The organism is Burkholderia sp. HI2714 (assembly GCF_002223085.1).
Classification (GTDB): Bacteria; Pseudomonadota; Gammaproteobacteria; order Burkholderiales; family Burkholderiaceae; genus Burkholderia; species Burkholderia lata_D.
The window spans coordinates 218,620-235,253 of the sequence record NZ_NKFM01000056.1 but is presented as its reverse complement, the minus strand read 5'-3'; the positions used below and the strand labels follow the sequence as shown (position 1 = coordinate 235,253).

Here is a 16,634-nt window from a genome sequence, read left to right as displayed (position 1 = left end):
GCCGGAAACGGTGCGTCGGCGTGACGGCGTCAGTACTTCATGACGACGAGGCGCGTCTGCGTGAATTCGAGCATCCCGTGCTTGCCGTCGTCGCCGCCGAGGCCCGAGCGTTTCCAGCCGGCGTGGAAGCCCTGGTACGGATCGGCCGGCGTGCGGTTCACGTACAGCTCGCCGGCTTCGATCGCGTTCGCGACGGTCATCGCGGTGCGGTAGTGCTCGGTGTAGAGCACCGACGACAGGCCGAACTGATGGTCGTTCGCGAACCCGATCGCTTCGTCGATCGTCGTGTAGCGCAGCACGGGCATGATCGGGCCGAAGGTTTCCTCCTGCACGATCTCCATGTCCTGCCGCACGCCGATGAGCAGCGTGGCCGGATAGAAAAAGCCGGGGCCGGCGGGAATCGCACCGCCGGTTTCGAGCGTCGCGCCGGCTGCGATCGCGCGTTCGACCATCCCGTGGATGTGCGCGCGCGCCGATGCGCTGACCAGCGGGCCCATCCGCGACGCGTCTTCCGCACGGTCGCCGATGCGCACGGCCGCCATCTTCTCCTTCAGCAGCCCGACGAAGCGGTCGTGCACGCTGTCGTGCACGTATACGCGTTCGATCGCCGTGCAGAGCTGGCCGCAATGGGTCGTCTTCGACGCGACGAGTGCGGCGGCGGCGCGTTCGAGGTCGGCGTCGGGCTCGATGATCGCGGGCGTCTTGCCGCCGAGTTCGAGCGACGGCTTCGCGATGTTCGCCTTGCAGTAGTCGAGCACCTTGCGGCCCGCGTTCACGCTGCCGGTCAGCGTGATCATCCCGACTGCCGGATGCGTGCACAGCGCTTCGGCCGTCGCGTGGTCCATCGTCAGGATGTTGACGACGCCCGGCGGGAAGCCGGCATCGTCGGCGGCTTTCGCGATTTCGAACGCGGACACCGGCGTGTGGTTGCTCGGCCGCACGACCACGGTGTTGCCGGCGATCAGCGCGGGCGCGACCTTGCGCAGCAGCGTGTAGACCGGGTAGTTGAACGGGATCAGGCAGGCGACGACGCCGATCGGCTCGCGCTGCAGGAACAGGTTCTCGTCGGGCGTGTCGCTCGGGATGATCTCGCCCTCGATTCGGCGCGCCCACTCGGCGTGGTAGCGCGTGATCTGGCCCGCGTAGACGGCTTCGTTCGATGCGTCCTCGCCGCTCTTGCCGGACTCCTGCGCGAGCGCCGCGCCGATCTCGGGCGCGCGTGCGGTCAATGCGTCGGCGAAGCGGTGCAGGTATGCGGCGCGTTCGGCGCTCGGCAGCTTGCGCCACGCCTTCTGCGCGGCGGCCGCGGCGTCGACGGCGGCGAGCGCGTCGGCCGGCGTCGCGGCCGGCACGCGCGCGAACGGCGCTTCGGTGGCGGGGTTGTGGACGACGATGAACGTGTCGCTTTCCGGGGCGACGAAACGGCCGTTCACGTAGTTGCGTTCGGTGCGCATGAAGTGACTCCTCCGATGAATGCAGGCGGATCGCTTCGAGTGGCGACACGCGCGGCACGGGATGGAGGCCATTCTGTTCATGCGTTTAGCGCACGACAAACGACTTATTTACGCGTAGAGCATGAGAAAAACGCACGTTACTCGGCGAATCGGCGGGAGACGCCCGTCCGGCAAGGCTGCTGCGGTGAGGGCGGGACGGGGCGCGGACGGTGGCCGTGTCGCATTTTCCGACTGGTCCGAGTGCGGACTGACGCGGGAGGCGGTAAGGTGTCGCCCGCGGCGGGTGGTCGACGGCTGTCGAGCGTGGCCGGGCGGGTCGCGCGCTAGGCCAGCGGCACCTGCGGCAGCGGCGACGACGGTTCGAGATGGCGCTTCGCGAGCCACACTTCCTGCTGCAGCCAGTCGCGGAACTGGACGATGTGCGGCAGGTTCGTCTGCTCCGGCCGCGTGACGAACCAGTACGACTGGTGGCCGTCGACGTGCACGTTGAGCACTTGCATCAGTTGCCCGGTCGCGAGTTCGCGCGCGACCATGTGGCGGTCGGCGATCGTGATGCCCAGACCGTCGATCGCCGCGCGGATCGCATGGTCGAGCAGGTCGAATTCGTAGCCGCCTCGCGTGTCGACGTCGGCGATGCCGGCTGCTTTCAGCCAGTGCTGCCAGGTCAGGTAGCGCTGGTCGTCGGTGGCGAGCACGTGCAGCAGCGTGAAGCGGTTCAGGTCGATCGGCGCGCCGTCCTGTCGCAGCCGCGCATACAGCGCGGGCGCGCAGACGGCGATATGCTGTTCCTGCATCAGCAGTGCGTTGTCGAAGCCGTCCCATTCGCCGTCGCCGAACCGGATCGCGCAGTCGAGCACGCGCGATTCGCCGAGGCTGTCGTGGATGCGGGTCGTGAGGCTCAGCTCGAATTCGGGATGCGCGTCGCGCAGCCGGCCGAGGCGCGGCATCAGCCAGCGCGCGGCGAAGGTGGGCGGCACGTTCGCGCGCAGGCGGTTCAGGTGGGTTTTTTCCTGCAGGCTGCGCACGGTCAGCTCGATCTTGTCGAACGATTGCTGCAGCGCGCGCAGCAGCACGCGGCCGGCCGCGGTCATTTCGAGCTGGTGATGGCGGCGCTCGAGCAGCGTTTCGCCGAGCTGGCCTTCGAGCTGGCGAACCTGGCGGCTCACCGCGCTCTGCGTCACGTTGAGCAGCTCGGCCGCGCGCGTGAAGCTGCCGGTGCGGCCGGCCATCTCGAAGGCTTTCAGCGCATTCAGCGCCGGCATCTTGCGTCTCACGGGGCGGTGTCGTGTTTGGTGCGGGATGCTTATTGTAGGCGGGTGGCGCGGGCGCGGGGACGATGAATGGCGGCGACGGCGGGCGCGCGGGTTTGACGGGATGGCGGCTGGCGTGCCTTGTCGTGACAAGGCACGCCGGCAGGAGGGCCGGCGGTGCCGGCCGGCAACGACACGAACGACACAAACGATACAAACGATACAAACGATACAAACGATACAAACGATACAAACGATACAAACGATACAAACGAAGGGGACACACATCATGCGACGCCTGCCATCGTTGATCGCACTGCGATTTTTCGAGGAGACCGCGCGTCACCTGAGCTTCAACCGCGCGGCGGTTTCGCTGTGCGTGACGCAGGGTGCGGTGAGCCGGCAGATCCGGCTGCTCGAGGAAGCGCTCGGCGCGCGGCTGTTCGAGCGCGATCACAAGGGCGTGCGCCTGACCGATGCCGGCCAGCGACTGCTGCCGTTCATCGGGCAGGCGTTCGACACGATCGAACGGGGCGTCGGCGAAATCGCCGCCACGCGACCGGGTGCGAAACGGCGGCTGACGGTGTCGCTGCCGCCGACGTTCGCGACGCAGTGGTTTTCGCCGCGGCTCGGCACGCTCGCGGAGGCGCTGCCCGACGTCGAGCTGTCGATCCGCACGGAGCCGGATGACGAATGCCATTGCCACATCCGCTTCGGGCGCGCGGCGCGCGCCGGGATGCAGTCGGAGCTGCTGATGATGGAGCGGCATGCGCTCGTCGGCGCGCCGCGCTATCGCGGCGATGCGCTGGAGGTGCTGCTGGGCCGGTTGCCGTCGCTGCATGTGCTGCACGAAGGCAAGCGCCTGACGCTGTGGGCCGACTGGTGCGAGCAGGCGGGCGTGCCGCCGGCGCGGATCGGCGACGGCATCGAGTTTTCGACGCTCGAACAGGCGATCCGCGCGGCGCGCAAGGGTGCGGGGCTCGCGGTGGTCGACCTGAACATGATCGAGGAGGAGATCGGCGAGGGCAGCCTCGTGCGGCTGTCGCCGGTGCAACCGATCGGGCCGTTCGGGTACTGGCTCGATGTCGAGCCGGAGAGCGTCGCGGTCGAGCCGGTGGTCGCGTTCGCTGCGTGGTTGCGGGAGCAGGCGGGGAGGCGGGGGTAGGGGGCCTCGTTGCTGAGACGCGGCTGATCTTTCTGTGGAAGCAATCGGATCAGTCCGCGTCGGTCGTGTGGCGCTTCCGGTTGGGTGCAGTGTCAAAGATCGTTACGCTTGAAGACTGGATTGATCGTCGTCGAGCACGAACCGTGCGGTTGTTTTCCATTGCTGCGGGTTACAGGTCCGGATCCTGTCCGAAGTGCATGAGTGTTTCCCGGCGACAACGGGCTTCGGCATCGGCCATCGATATGATCTGCAATGTGCTCTTCGAGTGATCGATCGGCCCCACGTCGAAGACCTTTCTTTGCGGCGGTGATACCGGCTTGCCGGCCGGTTGCGCGTGGTATTCGACGGTAGACGTCAGCGGAGCCTGCGTTTGACCGTGTGGGCGTACGCTCGCGACGAGCTCGCCAATGAGCAGCCGGATTTCCGCGAGACGAATGGGGCGATTCTCGTTCGTTATGCGGCTGCGCCTTGCTATTTGCTTCGCGAATCGGAAGCCCGTGATTGGATGGTGCTTTTGGGTCATTCGTAAATTCCTTTTTCGATCAGGTATTGCTGCAGCGTCAGCACTGAATGGCCATGCGGGGCAACCTCGAATGTCATCCAGCGATGCGACCCGGCGACGCGCCAGAAGTCCCGCCCGAATCGCGTTGCGTAGAGTGCACGTAGCGACCGGAGCGACCGGTCGGCCAATCCGACCGGATATCCGGGGAAATACTGGAACAGCGCAGCCTCGTCACCTTGCCGATCCGGAATGGGCGCATCGAAGCCGAACCTGGGCCATGCGTAGTATCCGGAGAGCCGCGGCCCGCCGGATTCCGGTGCGGCTTTGCGACCGCCTATCGCGAACGCGCTGATCCGGGCAATCTTCAACCTATCGCATGCTCTGGCGATCCGCCATAGCATCGCTGCACCGAGTCCGGCGACGGCGTTATCGACAAGATCGATGGATCCCAATTCGAGTACGCGCGTGTCCCGGGTTTTGAGCACGGAGACGCGATTCTCCGATCGGATCAATGTCGGGTGCGTGACGGCGAATGTCAGCCTGTCTGCGCTGTCGAGATAGGTCTGGATCTCCGATCCGGCAGGCGCGCCGCACAACGCAACGAGCAGTTCGTCGGGGACGTTGCCGCTCACCCCCAGCAACGCGGAAATATCGAGGTCGTTTCGATCGACCTCGAGCTGATCGTCGAAGTACGTCGTCTCGTAGGGCAGGACATGGCTGAGATCGACACGCTGGGCGGGCATGGCTTCCGGCGATGAATGGAAAGCCCCAGCATATCGGCGCGAATCCGGCGGGCAGAGTCCGCCAAACGGCCAATCACGAGACGGAGCGACCGCCCGTCCCGCCCGCCCTACGACCAGTCGAACGTCAGCAGCGCCACGCGGCTGGCCGGCTCGTAAAACAGGAGAATCGAGTCCGCGCCCATCGCGCGGTATTCCCAGCCGGTGACGCTGGCGACGAAGCGAAAGCGAGCACCGTCGGGGCCGATCGGCCGGATGTCGTCGGGATTGCGGTCGTCGACCGGAAAATCCGACGTGCCCGACCAGTTGCCCCAGCCGACTGTTCCGCCGAGCTGGTCGATCAGGTTGCACGGCTTTTCCCGGCTGAAATCGCGCTCGTCCGGCGCGTACTGGTTGGAGGAGTAGAGCACGCCGTATTCGGCGAACCGTTTGCGCGCGGTTTCGATGCTGGCCTGTTGCTCGGTGTAGTGCGCCTCCAGTTCCGCGCGATAGCCCGCGTCATGCGCGCCGGGCGGGTTTTCCAGATAGAAGTAGCGCGGGTCGCCGAGCAGCGTGTAGCGGTTGTTCTCGTCGAGCCGGAACCCGATCCAGTTCGCGCGGAGATAGTCGTTGTGATACGCGGCCGTGTCCTGCCCGACGAGCCCGTCGTACGGTTCGACGGGACTGAGCAGGTGGATCCAGCCCTCCCACGACGGATTGACCGTCGACAGGTCGATCGACACCAGCGGATGCAGGTGGCGCGCGAGTGCGGCATGGGGCTCGGCAAAGACGGCGGCGTCTGGCGGGTAGACCTTCAGGCCAGGTTGTGGCGTGACGATGTCTTCAATCATGATCGCTGCTCGCACGGTGAGGGTCCGGTAAGGCTACACGAGTGAAGGCGAAAACCGGATGAAGGTCCGGCGCCAGAGGAGCCTGCCTGAAGCGCGTCCCGTTCCTTTCTTCCGCCCGATCGGCACGTCGAAAGCATTCGCGCCGATCTTTTGGAGACCATCTTATTGATAACTGTTGATAAATTGGATACGCTCGATGCATCGAATTCAATCCGGTCGGGAGGTCGACATGATCAGTGCAGAACTCGGGCAGCAACTGGAAGCTTACGTCGCGAAGCTGGTCGAATCAGGGCGCTACGGATCCAAGAGCGAAGTGCTTCGCGAAGGTGTACGCCTCATCCAGGATCGCGAGGCACAGCTGAACGCGCTGGACGCGGTGATCGCGCGCAGCCTGTCCGATGCGGAAGCCGGACGCGGCGCCGATGCGGCGGAAGTCTTCGATCGTCTCGAGGCGAAGTATCGGGCCCAGGCGGATCGGCAGGCCTGACCGTGCGCCTGTCCGACTTTGCGATTGCCGAACTCGAAGCGATCGCCGATTACATTGCACGCGACAACCCGCAACGCGCCGTAACGTTCGTGCGGGAGATTCGCGATAAATGCCTGAGCCTGGCCGCGATGCCGCTGGCGTTTCCGCTGGTGCCGCGCTTCGAGCGTCACGGCGTGCGGAATCGCGTGTACGGCAACTACCAGATCTTCTATCGGGTCGTCGGCGATCCGCCGGCTCGGATCGACATTCTTCACATCCTGCACGGCGCGCGAGACTATGCGTCGATCCTGTTCTGAGCGACCGCGCGCATCGCGTTGCTTCCGGAATGACCAAACCCGGCCGCGGCCGGGTTCGTTCGAATCGAGCGCAGCATCGCCGCAGCGTATCAGCGGCTTGTCGCTGCGAAAGCCTTGATCGAGCGCGATGAAGCCGGCGGTCACGCAACCCGCCTCCCTCGTCAATGCCCCGACGCCTCCTCCAGCGTCAGGTGCTTCGTCTCCGGCGCCCACGCGATCGACACGATCATCCCCACCAGCAGCACGCCCGCCAACGCGAACATCGTCGCGTGAAAGCCGAGCGTCGCGATACCGACCGGCAGCAGGAACGTGCCGATCGCCGAACCGAGCCGGCTGCACGCGATCGCGAGGCCCACGCCGCTTGCGCGCACTTCGGTCGGGAAGCACTCGGGCGGGAACACGCCCACAAGATTGCTGAACGCCGACATCGTCAGCGTGAAGATCGCGAACGCGACGATCATCGCGACGGCCGCCGACGACGGCAGCACGGCCAGCGCGACGAGCGACGCGCACGTCACCGCGAACGAGCCGATCAGGAAGCCGCGCCGCGACAGCCGGATCGTCAGCCAGATGCCGATCAGCGCGCCCAGCACCAGGAAGCCGTTCAACAGCAGGTCGGCGCCGAAACCTTCGGCGAGGCCGATCGTCTTCAGGATCGTCGGCAGGAACGTGTAGATCGCGAAATACGGAATCACGAGGCACACGAAGAACGCGCAGTTGAACATCGTGCGGCGGATCAGGTCACGCTGGAACAGCCGCGCGAAGCCGCCATGCGCATGCGGCTCGGTCGAGCCGTCGAGCATCACGTGCGGCCCGAAATGCTTCGCGACGATCGCACGTGCCTCCTTCTCCCGGCCCTTGCCGAGCAGCCAGCGCGGCGATTCGGGCGTGCCGATCCGCAGCACCAGCACGATCAGCGCGGGCAACGCGGCCGACGCGAGCAGCCAGCGCCATGCATCGGGGGTGGCGTCGCTGTACGCGAGGCCAAGCACGTTCGCGGCGACATAGCCGATCGTCCAGATCACGCTGAACGAGCCGAGCAGCGCACCACGATGCTTGCGCGGCGAGAATTCGGCGAGGATCGCGTGGCCGACCGTGAAGTCGCCGCCCATCCCGAAGCCGATCAGCACGCGCAGCACGCACAGTTCGAGCGGCGACGTGACGAAGAATTGCGCGAATGCGGCCGCCGTGATGATCACGAAGCTCGTCAGGAAGATCTTCTGCCGGCCCATCCGGTCGGACAGCCAGCCGAACACGAGGCTGCCGAAGAAGATGCCGATCAGCGCGGAACTGCCGATCATCCCCATCCAGAACGCGTCGATCGGCATCTGCCTGCCGAGCGCGGCGAGCGCATAGCCGATCGTGCCGAGCGTGTAGCCCTCGGTGAAATGCGCGCCGAACGTCAGGCCGGCGATCTTCACGTGGAAGCGGTTGAGCGGCACGTCGTCGAGCGCGACGGGGCGGTGCGGCGCATCGGCGCCACGCGACAGCGGCAACGCGCGTGCGGTGCCGGATTGAACGTTGGCTTGAGTCAAGCTGCCTCCTGGATTGTTATCGGGCGCGCAACGGCGCGCGCAGGCGGGACGCCGCCGCGCATGCCGTGCAGGGCGCCGCGCGGCCGGACGGCGCGCGGCGCGGGTCGACCGCGGGGAGCGGCCGGGGGTCAGCGGCCGAGGCCGGCCATCAGCGTGTACTTGAGTTCCACGTATTCGTCGAGGCCGTACTTCGAGCCTTCGCGGCCGAGCCCCGATTGCTTGACGCCGCCGAACGGCGCGACTTCGGTCGAGATGATCCCGTCGTTGACGCCGACCATGCCGCTCTCCAGCGCACCCGACACGCGCCACGCACGGCCGAGGTCGCGCGTGTAGAAGTACGCGGACAGCCCGAACGGCGTGTCGTTGGCCGCGGCCACGGCTTCTTCCTCCGTCGCGAAGCGGAAGCAGCCGGCGACGGGGCCGAAAGTTTCCTCTTCGGCGATCAGCATGTCGGCCGTCATGCCGGTCAGCACGGTCGGCTCGTAGAACGTGCCGCCGAGCGCGTGACGCTTGCCGCCGGTGAGCGCGTGCGCGCCCTTCGCGGTGGCGTCGGCCACGTGCCGCTCGACCTTGCCGAGTGCCGCTTCGTTGATCAGCGGCCCCTGGTCGACTTCACCCGTGAGCGCGTTGCCGACACGCAGCTTGCGCACGGCATCCGCGAGCTTGCGCGTGAACGCGTCGTACACGCCGTCCTGCACGAGAAAGCGGTTCACGCATACGCAGGTCTGGCCCGTGTTGCGGAACTTCGACGCGATCGCGCCTTCGACCGCCGCATCGAGATCGGCATCGTCGAACACGATGAACGGCGCGTTGCCGCCGAGTTCGAGCGACAGCTTCTTCAGCGTGTCGGCCGACTGCTTCGCGAGCAGCTTGCCGACCCGCGTCGAACCCGTGAACGACAGCTTGCGCACGACGGACGAACTCGTCAGCGTCTCGCCGATCGCGACCGCGTCGCCCGACACCACGTTGAACACGCCGGCCGGCACGCCCGCGCGCTCGGCGAGCACCGCGAGCGCGAACGCCGACAGCGGCGTTTCCTCGGACGGCTTCAGCACCATCGTGCAGCCGGCCGCGAGCGCGGGGCCGGCCTTGCGCGTGATCATCGCCAGCGGGAAATTCCACGGCGTGATTGCCGCGACGACGCCGACCGGCTCGCGCGTGACGACGATCTGCGAGTTCGGCTTCGGGCTCGGGATCACGTCGCCGTACATGCGCTTCGCTTCTTCCGCGAACCATTCGAGAAAGCTCGCCGCATACGCGACTTCGCCACGCGCTTCGGCGAGCGGCTTGCCTTGCTCGCGCGTCAGCAGCTCGGCGAGCGCGTCGCGATGCTCGAGCATCAGCTCGCCCCAGCGCTTCACGCGGGCGCCGCGTTCCTTCGCGGTCAGGGCGCGCCATGCCGGAAACGCGCGTGCTGCCGCATCGATTGCGCGTTGCGTGTCGTCGGCGCCGCCTTTCGCGACCTTCGCGATCGTCTCGCCGGTTGCCGGGTTCAGCACCGGATAGGTTGCATCGCTCGCGCCATGCGATTCGTGCCATTCACCGCCGATGAAATGGCCGGTCCTCAGAAATTCATTCATTGTGTGTCGTTCCTTCAGTGCCTCGGAGCCTCGGTCCTTCATTCCGTCACGAAACTGCCCTGCGCCGGACGCGATTCGCGCGCGATGCGCTTGCCGGCCGTGTAGTCGTTGATCAGGTCGCACGGCGTGTAGTTGCGTTCCAGCTCGTGCAGCTCTTCGTCGGTGAGCTGCGTTTCGAGCGCGCCGAGCGCGCTGTCGAACTGCGCGACGGAATCCGCGCCGACCAGCATGCTCGCGATGCCGGGGCGGCTCAGCACCCATGCCTGCGCGATCTGCGCGGGTGGCACGCCGCGGCGCTTCGCGACCCTCGCGACGGATGCGGCGATCGCGAGCGATGACGCATCGCCGTACATCTGCGCGGTGAAGAAGTCGGTCTGGTTGCGCGTCGATTGCGGCTCGCAGGTGAGCAGGCCGCGCGCGAGCGGGCTGAACACCGATACGCCGACGCCCTGGTCGATGCAGTACGGCACCATCTCGCGCTCTTCCTCGCGATACGCGAGGTTCAGCTGCAGCTGCATGTTGATCGGCTTGTCCCAGCCGTTTCGTTCGCAGGCCTGCATGATCTTCGCGAACTGCCACGTGTACATCGTCGACACGCCGATATAGCGCGCCTTGCCCGCGCGCACGATGTCGTGCAGCGTGCTCATCGTTTCCTCGACGGGCGTGTTCACGTCGAAGAAGTGCAGCATGAAGATGTCGACGTAATCCATCCCGAGGCGCTTCAGCGACCCGTCGATGCCGTCGAGCACGTGCTTGCGCGAATGGCCGCCCGCGTTCGGATAGCTGCCCATGTCGTAGCCGACCTTGGTCGTCACGACGAGCTCCTCACGGCGCGCGTTGCGCTTCAGGATGCGGCCCACCACTTCCTCGCCGACGCCCGTCGAATAGAAATCCGCGAGATCGATGAAGTTGACGCCGGCGTCGAGTGCCCGGCGCACGATCGGCTCGCTCTGCGCTTCGTCGAAGATCCAGGGCTTCCATTCGGGGGTGCCCATGTTCATCGTGCCGAGACACAGGCGGGACACCTTCAGGCCGGACTGGCCGAGGCGGACGTATTCCATGTTTCCTCCAGATGCGGCCGTCCGTCGCGCGTCGGCCGCTTGTCGTCGTCAGTTTTTCTTCGGGGTGTAGAACGGGTTCGACACGTCGCGCGCGGCGGCGAACACCGCGTCGCGATGCGGCAGCCCTTCCATCGCGGCGACGATCGCGTTGCGGCACGCGCGGTAGTTGTTCTCGAACACGGCGTCGAGATCGTCGGTCTGCGGGTTCACCCAGTTCGCCGACACGACGACCCAGTCGTTCTCCGCTTCGGGCGGCAGCGTGCCGTTCTCGAGCGCTTCGGCCACGGCCTTCGCGATGCCGGCCTGCGATGCGCCCCACGTGGCATTGCCGTGGAAATCGCCGGCGATCTGCGCCTTGTTCACGTACAGCGTGAGCGGCTTGGTCGGCACGCCCGGCTGCGCGATCACGACGAACGGCGCATGGCCGGCCGACGGCGTCGCGAGTGCGGTGGCGAACGCCTGGCCCGCCGGGCCGTTGCGCGGGCCGACCAGCACGTTGATGTGCGCAAGGTTGACGCCGGGGCCTTCGAAGCCTTCGCCGATGTAAAGCTGCCTGGGTTGGGATGCGGTCATTGCGGTGTCTCGTCGATGAGGTGGGTGTGAGGCGATTGTGGTGGGCCGTGATGCGGCCGGTGAATCGATGTTTTCTGATCGGGCCATGAGTTTTCGTCGTCTCCGGGAAAGCCCTGAATCCGGCACGCGAATGCCCGCCGGGCGGGCCTCGGCCGTGGTCGTGACGGCGGGCGGGGCGGGATCGGCGGGTGGGCATTCGCGTACTGGCTCCGGGTTTGTCATACCCGGGCAGGGGTTGGAGGGCCGAGCGCATCCGGACAACAATCGGCGTACTCCGAGCCCTATCTTTCGTCTTCCCTTCTTTTTTCGAAAGCGAGTAATTTCGATGGCTGCCATTCAAAAGCCCGATTGGTCGAAGCTCAGTTCGCTCGATCCGGAACTGATCCGGGCATTCGTCGCGGTCGTCGAAAGCGGTGGCTTCACCGCGGCGGCCCGGCAACTGCATCGCACGCAATCGACGATCAGCCTGCGCATCCGCACGCTCGAGGAGCGGCTCGACACGCACCTGTTCATGCGCAACAGCCGGCGGCTCGAGCTGTCGCGCGACGGCGAGAATTTCCTGATCCATGCGCGCCGGATCATCCAGGTGCAGAACGACGCGATCCTCGCGCTGAAGCAGGCGAGCAGCGACCGCGGCGTCGTGCGCTTCGGGCTGCCCGAGGACTATGCGGAGCTGTGGCTGCCCGACCTGCTGAAGTCGTTCTATGCGATGCGGCCGGGCGCGCGCCTGCACGTGCATTGCCGGATGTCGCTCGAATTGCTCGAACGGCTGCAGGCCGGCGAGCTCGACGTGGCGCTCGTCGTGCGGCACGGGCCCGGCGCGGGCGGGCGGGTGCTCGGCCGGCACGACGTCGTGTGGGCCGCGCACCGCGATTTCGCGCTCGACCGCCATGCGTCGGTGCCGCTCGCGCTGTTCCCGGAAACGTGCTGCTACCGGCAGCGCGGGCTGCAGGCGCTCGCGACGGCCGACCGGTCGTTTCATGTCGTCTACACGAGCCAGAGCCCGACCGGCATCAAGATCGCGGTGAACCACGGCGCAGCCGTGACGATGATCGATCGCTGCACGCTGCCCGAGAACTGGCGCGTGCTCGACGAGTCGGACGGCTTTCCGTCGCTGCCGGCGGCCGACCTCGAACTGCATCGCTCGCCGGGCATCTGCGATCCGCTGACCGACGATCTGGTATCGCTGATCGAATCGATGGTCGACGAGCGGCGGCGCGCGTCGCTCGAGGCCTTCGCCGCGTAACGGGAAGAACCGACGGGCGAACGCGGCGCGGGCGAGGTCGACGCGCGCCGTGATGCGCGACCCCCTCGCGCGCATGACGGCCGCACGGCCAGCCGCCGGCCGCTGGCGTGTTGTGTCCCCGATGCCGTTTTTTGCATCGGCGGTGCGTTTTTTTGCACGACGTTTATGTCGTCTCTTCTAAGCTGGGGATGTGTCGAACAGCCGAGACGGCTTCCGTCCGCTCCATGACCTTCATTCATCCCGTTCCCGCCTTCAATGCCGCCGGCCGCCAGTTGCACGCCGGCGCACGCAACAACGTCATTCCTTTCCCGCCGCCGCGCCCGCGCCTGCAGTTGCCCGTCACGCTGACGGCCGACTCCGGCGAACACGCGCACGCCCGCCTCGCGGCGCTGCTGCATTCCCCGCTCGGCGTGTACGTCGTCAGCGCGCGCGCCGTGCGCGACGTGGTTCACGTGCACTTCGACATCGCGCCGGAAGACCTGGATTTCACGCTGCACATGCTGATCGCGCAGCAGGCCGATGCGGTGATCGGGCCGGTTGCGCGACGGTTGCGCATCGGGCCGAAGGCGCGGTGAAGCGAGGAACGGTTATTGCTCGCTCCTGAATGGCTTGTCTGATCCGCCGCCCGATTGCCGGTCGCCGTGCTGTCCGTCGACAGACGGCGGACAGGCGCGCGGCACCGCGTGCGCGGCGCCGATCCTGAATACGGAGGGGTCATGGACCTCATGGAAGCAGTACCTGTCGCGCGGCCGGAAAGCCGCCGCGTAAGGACGGCGTCACTGCCGTCGGGCCAGCAGCTCGCGCGTCAGCTCGTGACGACGGTGCGCGTGGCCGAAGTGCTGCTGCATCAGGCGATCGTCGTACCCGACCGGCATCAGTGGTCGGTCGACACCGAAGGGGTCGACGCGGCCGGCGGGCCGCTCGCCGCGTGGGAAACCTGCGTGACCTGGCGGATCGGCAAGATGTTCGCGTCGACGGTCAGCCCGGCCGCGCGTGTCAACGATCGCGACCAGGTCGCCGTCGAGATCCGGCTCCGTTTGCCCGAACAGGACTATGTGGCGGAGCGGCGCGTGAGCACCTTCGGCCTCCGCCACGGCAACACGTTCGGCGCGGCGCTTTCGGTCGCGTCGGGCGCGCAGTGGGGCTGGCAACGCAAGGAGCACGTCGCGCCGGAACACCGGCTGGTGCGCGGCGATACGCTCGAGGCGCTCGTCGATACGGTCGCCGCGACCGTCAACGCGGCGCTGGGCGCGGCCGGGTTCGGCGCGACGCGCTGATCACGCGTCGCCGGTCTGCCCGGTCTGCCGCTGCAGGTCTTCCATCAGCTGTTCCGCGAGAAAGTCGCACGGCGGCCGTTTCGATTTCGTGCTGCGCGCGAGGATCAGCTCGAGCGGCGGCAGGTCGGGCAGCCCGTGCGAGCGGCCGAGCATCGACAGCTGCGCGGGAATCGCGCAGCGCGCGAGCGGCGCGACGGCCAGGCCGGCTTCGACCATGCTGAGGAGCCCGAGCAGGCTCGGGCTTTCATAGGACGTGCGGTACGGCACCTTGGCGCGCTCCAGGCTGCGGATCGCGTTCTCGCGGGCGACGCTGCCCGGCATGAACACCGCGATCGGCAGCGGCCGCTCTTCCCACACGCGCGGCCCGTTCGTCATCGCGGCCCACGCCATCGGCTCGTGGCGGATGAAGTCGCCGGACAGCCCCTTGATGCGCGTGCCGCACACGAGATCGACGGTGCCGTCCTTGATCAGTGGCGCGAGCGCGCTGCTCGGCAGCCCCATCACCTGGATCTCGACCTTCGGGTAGGTCGCCGAGAATTTCTTCAGGACCGACGGCAGCAGCGACGATGCATAGTCGTCCGGCACGCCGATCACGACCTTGCCGGTCACTTCCGGCCGCACCACGGCCGCCCATGCCTCGTCGCGCAGCGCCAGCATTCGTCTGGCGAATCCCAGCAGCACCTCGCCTTCGCGCGTCAGCACGATGCTGCGCGGCTTGCGCACGAACAGCGGCCGCCCGATCGCGTCCTCCAGGCTCTTGATCTGCATGCTCACGGCCGACTGCGAGCGGTTCACGGCCTCGGCGGCGCGGGTCATGTTGCCGGTTTCCGCGACGGCGACGACGGTGGCCAGCACGTCGTGATCGAGCATCTTCATGGGTATCAAAAAAACTGAACGTAACGATCAGCATTATGCGTTTTTATTGTTGCTGTGTGTCTGCCATAGTGCGATCACGCTGACGTTTCACCCGAGGGTGGCGCGGCGTTCGGGCCGGCCGAGCCGGCGTGCAGCACTGAACAGGAAAGCGTGGTGTCTCGATGATGGACCATCCGTTGCGCGCCGCACTGGCCGCGGAATTGCATGCCCGGCCGTTCCTGCGGCTCGCCGAAGCCGTGTCGCTCACGCATTACGCGATCTACGCGGACGGCCAGCCCGACATCCACGAAACGCTGCTGCACGCGCTGTGCCGCGAGACCGGCATCGCCGCGCCGCACGAAGGCGCGACACACTACGCGGTGCAGTCGCCGAGCGGCTGGCACCTGAAGTGGGAACGTCACACCGAATTCTCGACCTTCACGTTCGTCGCGCCGCGTCGCGACACCGGCTATTTCGACGATCTCGCGATCGAAGGCATTCCGGCCGCGTGGTTCGCGCGGCTGGCCGGCATCCGCTTCGTCGCGGTGCGCATGGAGCTGCTGTCGGGCGACGCCGCGCGGCTCGTGTGCGGCGACCTGCGCCGCTGGATCGACGGGCCCGCGCTCGTCGGCAGCAACGTGCTCGGCGGCGGCAAGGTGTTCTGCGACTGGCACGTGCGCGACGACGGCTTCATGCGCTTTCTCGTGGTCGACGAGGATTTCCGCGAGGAGCAGGGCGGCCGGCTGCTGCAGCGCCTGTATGAAATCGAAACGTACCGGATGATGGCGCTGCTCGCGCTGCCCGTCGCGCGCCGGATGAGCCGCGAACTCGACGAGATCCACGCGGCGCTGCACGCATTGATGCAGCGGATGGACGCGAGCGGCGCGGACGGCGACGACACGGCGCTGCTCGTCAAGCTCACGCATCTCGCGGTGCGGGTCGAATCGCTGTCGGGATCGGGCGCACGTTTCAGCGCATCGCGGGCGTACGAAAAGCTCGTGCTGGCGCGCATCCACGAGCTGCGCGAGGAGCGCATCGAAGGCATGCCGACGATCGCCGAATTCATGGAGCGCCGCTTCGCGCCGGCGATGGAAACCTGCCGCAGCGTATGGGCGCGCCACGAGCAGATCGCCGCGCGGATCGCGCGGGCGGTCGACCTGCTGCGCACGCGCGTGAATCTCGCCCAGGAAAAGGACGTGACGCGCCTGCTGGCGGGCATGGAGCGCACCGCGCGCAATCAGCTTCACTTGCAGCACGCGGTCGAAGGGCTGTCGGTGGCCGCCATTTCGTACTACGTGCTGTCGCTCGCGACGGCGGCGTTCAAGGCGCTGCATGTGATGAACCTGCCGGTCGATCCCGAGCTGGCGGAAGGCCTGCTGATCGCGCCGGTCGTGTTCGCGGTGATTCACATCACGCGGCGCACGCGCGCGCAGCTGGCGCGATCGGAGGCCGCGCACGACGGCGCGCCGATGCATGCGGCGGCGTTGAAGCAGGTGGGTTAGAACATCGAAAACACAATCAATGAAAGGAATGGAGATGACTTTTTCGCAGAAGCAACCGGCGTTCTTCAGCGGTTTCGACGCCGCGTTCGATGAGCCGGCGATGGATGAGCCCGGTGCGTCGGACGAGCCGCGCGTGACGTCGTATCAAGCCGTGCTGCAGGAGCCGATGACGTCGCTCGTCGGGAATACGATCGATCGGCCGGACGTCGCGGCGGTGGCGATTCTCGGGTACAACTGACGCGATGGCTTGCCCCGGTCCGGGGCAAAGCCGGCCTTCATGA

General features: G+C 66.9%; 18 protein-coding genes. 8 read left to right on the top strand and 10 right to left on the bottom strand.

Annotation, left to right across the window (positions count from 1 at the left end):
- Window positions 1-29: 29 nt before the first annotated feature.
- Together aldA and CFB82_RS31705 are read right to left on the bottom strand one after the other, a co-directional pair.
- A complete protein-coding gene (gene aldA / locus CFB82_RS31710; protein WP_089486641.1) occupies window positions 30-1,454 on the bottom strand; it encodes an aldehyde dehydrogenase in 1,425 nt (474 codons plus the stop codon).
- A 323-nt stretch (window positions 1,455-1,777) separates the two neighbouring features.
- Window positions 1,778-2,716, bottom strand: a complete 939-nt coding sequence (locus CFB82_RS31705) for a LysR substrate-binding domain-containing protein (RefSeq protein WP_089486640.1) — start codon at window positions 2,714-2,716, stop codon at window positions 1,778-1,780.
- 277 nt (window positions 2,717-2,993) lie between these two features.
- Between CFB82_RS31705 and CFB82_RS31700 the strand changes: the two genes are divergently transcribed.
- Entirely contained in the window at window positions 2,994-3,869 is an 876-nt protein-coding gene (locus tag CFB82_RS31700) for a LysR substrate-binding domain-containing protein (protein ID WP_069250616.1), read from the top strand.
- A gap of 169 nt (window positions 3,870-4,038) precedes the next feature.
- Here CFB82_RS31700 and CFB82_RS31695 read toward each other — a convergent pair whose 3' ends face one another.
- The 3 genes from CFB82_RS31695 to CFB82_RS31685 all read right to left on the bottom strand — a co-directional run bounded on the left by CFB82_RS31695 (window position 4,039) and on the right by CFB82_RS31685 (window position 5,941).
- Window positions 4,039-4,392 (bottom strand): hypothetical protein, encoded by a 354-nt coding sequence (locus CFB82_RS31695; protein WP_069250617.1) that lies wholly within the window; start codon window positions 4,390-4,392, stop codon window positions 4,039-4,041.
- Window positions 4,389-5,114 carry a hypothetical protein gene (locus tag CFB82_RS31690; protein WP_069250618.1) on the bottom strand — a complete coding sequence of 242 codons (726 nt, stop codon included), beginning with the start codon at window positions 5,112-5,114 and terminating at the stop codon, window positions 4,389-4,391. Before CFB82_RS31690 ends, CFB82_RS31695 begins: the two co-directional genes overlap by 4 nt.
- Window positions 5,115-5,221: 107 nt before the next feature.
- On the bottom strand, window positions 5,222-5,941 hold the full coding sequence (locus CFB82_RS31685) for a hypothetical protein (RefSeq protein WP_089446960.1): 720 nt from the start codon (window positions 5,939-5,941) through the stop codon (window positions 5,222-5,224).
- A gap of 229 nt (window positions 5,942-6,170) precedes the next feature.
- Between CFB82_RS31685 and CFB82_RS31680 the strand changes: the two genes are divergently transcribed.
- On the top strand, window positions 6,171-6,428 hold the full coding sequence (locus CFB82_RS31680; RefSeq protein WP_071333298.1) for a type II toxin-antitoxin system ParD family antitoxin: 258 nt from the start codon (window positions 6,171-6,173) through the stop codon (window positions 6,426-6,428).
- A gap of 2 nt (window positions 6,429-6,430) precedes the next feature.
- Window positions 6,431-6,724, top strand: coding sequence for a type II toxin-antitoxin system RelE/ParE family toxin (locus CFB82_RS31675; RefSeq protein ID WP_089486639.1), 294 nt, complete (start codon window positions 6,431-6,433; stop codon window positions 6,722-6,724).
- A gap of 161 nt (window positions 6,725-6,885) precedes the next feature.
- Here the strand turns inward: CFB82_RS31675 and CFB82_RS31670 are convergent, their stop codons facing one another.
- From CFB82_RS31670 to fae, 4 genes are all read right to left on the bottom strand, one after another.
- Entirely contained in the window at window positions 6,886-8,220 is a 1,335-nt protein-coding gene (locus CFB82_RS31670) for an MFS transporter (RefSeq protein ID WP_231937927.1), read from the bottom strand.
- Between the two features lie 167 nt (window positions 8,221-8,387).
- Complete coding sequence (locus CFB82_RS31665) at window positions 8,388-9,839, bottom strand: NAD-dependent succinate-semialdehyde dehydrogenase (protein ID WP_089486637.1); 1,452 nt, start codon at window positions 9,837-9,839, stop codon at window positions 8,388-8,390.
- Window positions 9,840-9,877: 38 nt separating this feature from the next.
- Window positions 9,878-10,900: an aldo/keto reductase gene (locus CFB82_RS31660; RefSeq protein ID WP_089446963.1), complete on the bottom strand. Its 1,023-nt coding sequence runs from the start codon at window positions 10,898-10,900 to the stop codon at window positions 9,878-9,880.
- 48 nt (window positions 10,901-10,948) lie between these two features.
- On the bottom strand, window positions 10,949-11,473 hold the full coding sequence (gene fae, locus CFB82_RS31655; protein WP_031397394.1) for a formaldehyde-activating enzyme: 525 nt from the start codon (window positions 11,471-11,473) through the stop codon (window positions 10,949-10,951).
- A 325-nt stretch (window positions 11,474-11,798) separates the two neighbouring features.
- On the opposite strand from fae, the gene CFB82_RS31650 reads away from it, so the two are divergent.
- From CFB82_RS31650 to CFB82_RS31640, 3 genes are all read left to right on the top strand, one after another.
- Window positions 11,799-12,719, top strand: coding sequence for a LysR family transcriptional regulator (locus CFB82_RS31650; RefSeq protein WP_039369879.1), 921 nt, complete (start codon window positions 11,799-11,801; stop codon window positions 12,717-12,719).
- 224 nt (window positions 12,720-12,943) lie between these two features.
- Entirely contained in the window at window positions 12,944-13,294 is a 351-nt protein-coding gene (locus CFB82_RS31645; RefSeq protein WP_089446964.1) for a hypothetical protein, read from the top strand.
- Between the two features lie 141 nt (window positions 13,295-13,435).
- Window positions 13,436-13,996, top strand: coding sequence for a hypothetical protein (locus CFB82_RS31640; protein ID WP_089486636.1), 561 nt, complete (start codon window positions 13,436-13,438; stop codon window positions 13,994-13,996).
- Here the strand turns inward: CFB82_RS31640 and CFB82_RS31635 are convergent, their stop codons facing one another.
- Window positions 13,997-14,872 (bottom strand): LysR family transcriptional regulator, encoded by an 876-nt coding sequence (locus CFB82_RS31635; RefSeq protein WP_011356411.1) that lies wholly within the window; start codon window positions 14,870-14,872, stop codon window positions 13,997-13,999. It abuts the gene before it with no gap.
- 161 nt (window positions 14,873-15,033) lie between these two features.
- Between CFB82_RS31635 and CFB82_RS31630 the strand changes: the two genes are divergently transcribed.
- Both CFB82_RS31630 and CFB82_RS31625 read left to right on the top strand, forming a co-directional pair.
- Entirely contained in the window at window positions 15,034-16,353 is a 1,320-nt protein-coding gene (locus CFB82_RS31630) for a DUF3422 family protein (protein ID WP_089446965.1), read from the top strand.
- 34 nt (window positions 16,354-16,387) lie between these two features.
- Complete coding sequence (locus CFB82_RS31625) at window positions 16,388-16,591, top strand: hypothetical protein (protein WP_069252835.1); 204 nt, start codon at window positions 16,388-16,390, stop codon at window positions 16,589-16,591.
- Window positions 16,592-16,634: the final 43 nt, after the last annotated feature.

Coding starts and splice junctions, on each gene's coding strand:
- CFB82_RS31650 (WP_039369879.1), top strand. CDS start 11,799: ATGGCTGCCATTCAAAAGCCCGATTGGTCGAAGCTCAGTTCGCTCGAT.
- CFB82_RS31700 (WP_069250616.1), top strand. CDS start 2,994: ATGCGACGCCTGCCATCGTTGATCGCACTGCGATTTTTCGAGGAGACC.
- CFB82_RS31695 (WP_069250617.1), bottom strand. CDS start 4,392: ATGACCCAAAAGCACCATCCAATCACGGGCTTCCGATTCGCGAAGCAA.
- CFB82_RS31705 (WP_089486640.1), bottom strand. CDS start 2,716: ATGCCGGCGCTGAATGCGCTGAAAGCCTTCGAGATGGCCGGCCGCACC.
- CFB82_RS31630 (WP_089446965.1), top strand. CDS start 15,034: ATGATGGACCATCCGTTGCGCGCCGCACTGGCCGCGGAATTGCATGCC.
- CFB82_RS31645 (WP_089446964.1), top strand. CDS start 12,944: ATGACCTTCATTCATCCCGTTCCCGCCTTCAATGCCGCCGGCCGCCAG.
- CFB82_RS31640 (WP_089486636.1), top strand. CDS start 13,436: ATGGACCTCATGGAAGCAGTACCTGTCGCGCGGCCGGAAAGCCGCCGC.
- CFB82_RS31660 (WP_089446963.1), bottom strand. CDS start 10,900: ATGGAATACGTCCGCCTCGGCCAGTCCGGCCTGAAGGTGTCCCGCCTG.
- CFB82_RS31625 (WP_069252835.1), top strand. CDS start 16,388: ATGACTTTTTCGCAGAAGCAACCGGCGTTCTTCAGCGGTTTCGACGCC.
- CFB82_RS31665 (WP_089486637.1), bottom strand. CDS start 9,839: ATGAATGAATTTCTGAGGACCGGCCATTTCATCGGCGGTGAATGGCAC.
- fae (WP_031397394.1), bottom strand. CDS start 11,473: ATGACCGCATCCCAACCCAGGCAGCTTTACATCGGCGAAGGCTTCGAA.
- aldA (WP_089486641.1), bottom strand. CDS start 1,454: ATGCGCACCGAACGCAACTACGTGAACGGCCGTTTCGTCGCCCCGGAA.
- CFB82_RS31680 (WP_071333298.1), top strand. CDS start 6,171: ATGATCAGTGCAGAACTCGGGCAGCAACTGGAAGCTTACGTCGCGAAG.
- CFB82_RS31635 (WP_011356411.1), bottom strand. CDS start 14,872: ATGAAGATGCTCGATCACGACGTGCTGGCCACCGTCGTCGCCGTCGCG.
- CFB82_RS31685 (WP_089446960.1), bottom strand. CDS start 5,941: ATGATTGAAGACATCGTCACGCCACAACCTGGCCTGAAGGTCTACCCG.
- CFB82_RS31690 (WP_069250618.1), bottom strand. CDS start 5,114: ATGCCCGCCCAGCGTGTCGATCTCAGCCATGTCCTGCCCTACGAGACG.